The sequence below is a fragment of the Aquiflexum sp. genome (genome assembly GCF_977115555.1).
Window position 1 is genome coordinate 1 of sequence record NZ_CDSBKL010000493.1, and the last position, 2,658, is coordinate 2,658.

At 37.8% G+C, this 2,658-nt stretch carries 3 protein-coding genes; all 3 read right to left on the bottom strand.

The window, feature by feature from the left end:
- Nucleotides 1-25: 25 nt before the first annotated feature.
- Nucleotides 26-1,069: an SDR family oxidoreductase gene (locus ACZFYI_RS18695; protein WP_462525637.1), complete on the bottom strand. Its 1,044-nt coding sequence runs from the start codon at nucleotides 1,067-1,069 to the stop codon at nucleotides 26-28.
- 12 nt (nucleotides 1,070-1,081) lie between these two features.
- Nucleotides 1,082-2,350: a nucleotide sugar dehydrogenase gene (locus tag ACZFYI_RS18700; protein ID WP_462525638.1), complete on the bottom strand. Its 1,269-nt coding sequence runs from the start codon at nucleotides 2,348-2,350 to the stop codon at nucleotides 1,082-1,084.
- 22 nt (nucleotides 2,351-2,372) lie between these two features.
- Nucleotides 2,373-2,658 (bottom strand): hypothetical protein (locus tag ACZFYI_RS18705; protein ID WP_462525639.1); only part of this gene is annotated, 286 nt, incomplete at its 5' end.

Sequence of the window (2,658 nt, forward strand, 5' to 3'; positions counted from 1 at the left end):
ATAAACTTAATCTATTGTATTTAACCTATTTTTTATACCATTTTACAGCTTGATCAATCCCTGTCTTTAAAGAGAATTCTGGGCTATATCCTAAAATTACGCTAGCCTTATTTATTGAAGCTAACGAGTGAGGAATATCTCCTCCTCTATTTGGACCGTATTTTACTTCGATGTCCGTAATTTTCGGATCATAAATAGCCAAAGCACTCTTTAAATTTTCAACCAATTCCTTCAAAGTAGTTCTTTCTCCATAAGCTACATTGAAAACCTCGGAGATTGTACATGTAGGATCATGCAATTTTCCGATACTCTCTGAATAGTGTTTTAACTTTTCCTTAAAATCAATAGTTGGGGTAATTGCAGCCAATTGATTGGCTTGAATCACATTTTCTATATAAGTAAAATCTCTGGAATAGCTGCCGTCACCATTTATTACAGGACTATTATGTGCCATTAATTCCGAAACGAATTTTGGAATTACAGCTGCATAAGCACCATTAGGGTCCTGCCTTCTGCCAAAAACGTTAAAGTATCTTAGTCCAATCGTTTCTATTCCATATATATCTGAGAAGTTCTTTGCAAAAAGTTCATCAACATATTTTGTAATAGCATAGGGAGACAAAGCATTTCCAATAATGTGTTCTACTTTTGGCAAGGAAGGATGATCTCCATAAGTAGATGAACTTGCCGCATATACAAATCTCTTGACACCTGCTTCTTTAGCGGCAAAAAGCATTTTAACAAATCCACCAATATTGACATCTGTAGTGGTCATTGGATCTGCAATTGATCTTGGAACCGAACCTAATGCAGCTTGATGTAAAACATAATCACATCCTTGAACTGCAGCAACACAATCCTCAAAATTCCTTATATCACCTTCTATCAGGTTAAACCTATCATTTTGTAAAGCAAATTGTAGGTTTTCCCTTTTTCCGGTAGAAAAGTTATCTAAGCAAATTACTTCATTTCCTTGATCTAATAAGACATCAACGAGGTTGGAGCCAATAAATCCAGCCCCTCCTGTTACAAGGACTCTTTTATCCTTGATTATTTTTGATTCTTCCATAAATCAGCTTATTTACAATCTTGCATCTACTTTTGATTTTTCGAGAATTCCTTTTACGTCAAACACAACTTGATTTACAGACTTTTGGATTTCCATTGGCAAGAACTCTTTATGGGCTACAGCTAAAATTATTGCTGAATAATCTGATAAACTTGGTTTGTTTTCCTGATTAAAAATATTGATTCCATATTCATGCATCACTTCTCTTGGGTCAGCCCACGGGTCATATACATCAACATCCATATCAAATGATTTCAATTCATTATAAATATCAATCACCCTTGTATTTCTTACATCCGGACAATCTTCCTTGAAAGTGAAACCCAAAATCAAGACTTTGGAATCAATTACCTTAAGGTTTTTCCTCATCATCAATTTGATGACTTCTGTAGCTACATGTTTGCCCATAGAATCGTTCAGCCTTCTTCCAGCGAGAATTATTTCAGGATGGTAACCAACTTCCTGTGCCTTCTGAGCAAGATAAAAAGGATCCACCCCAATACAATGCCCACCAACCAATCCCGGTTTGAAGGGTAGAAAGTTCCATTTTGTACCGGCTGCCGCTAAAACTTCATGGGTATCTATTCCCAATAAATTAAATATCTTGGAAAGTTCATTTACGAATGCAATGTTGATGTCCCTTTGAGAGTTTTCAATGACTTTTGCCGCCTCAGCTACTTTTATTGATGAGGCCTTATGAGTTCCTGCAACTATAACAGATCTATATAATTCATCTACATAATCCGCAATTTCAGGAGTACTTCCCGAAGTAACCTTCAAAATCTTTGTAACGGTATGCAGCTTATCTCCAGGATTAATCCGCTCCGGAGAATATCCTGCAAAGAAATCTTCATTAAACTTCAATCCAGAAATTTTTTCTAAAACCGGAACACATTCATCTTCAGTTACACCCGGATACACTGTAGATTCATAGATTACTATATCTCCTTTCTTCAAAATTTTCCCAATCATTTCCGATGCTTTCAGCATGGGAGTCAATATAGGACGGTTATGCTTGTCTGTTGGAGTAGGAACAGTAACAATAAATATATTACAAGAGGAGACAGGCATAATTGCATCAGTCACTAATAAACCTCTACCTTTTTCCTCTAACTCGATTCCTGTATTTACAATTACCCTTTTAAGATCAGATTCATTTATTTCAAGTGTAGTATCTTTTCCCTTTTGAAGTTGATCGACTCTTTTCGAGTCTATGTCAAAACCAACAGTTTGATATTTTTCTGAAAAAGCTACTGCCAAAGGAAGACCAACATATCCCAAGCCAATAATTCCAATTTTAGATTTAGATAGTGATGTTAAAAGAAGCTGCCAAACCTAATGAAACCAAGCCTTGGGCTACTATTCTTATTTTATTAAATGTTTTTGTGGTTTTAAACCCTTTTGGCGCTCTTAAAGCTTTGGGTTTTACTACCCAATCCGTCGTTGGAAGGCCGAGCATGCCGCCCAGCATGCCCATCAGGTCGCCCGCGTCCAGGCCGTTGCCGCCCTGTTGCCCACCGCCGAGCAGCGAGCCCAGCGCGCCCATGCCGTTGTCGGCGGGCACCTGGCCCTGCGGTGTGAGCTGGTCG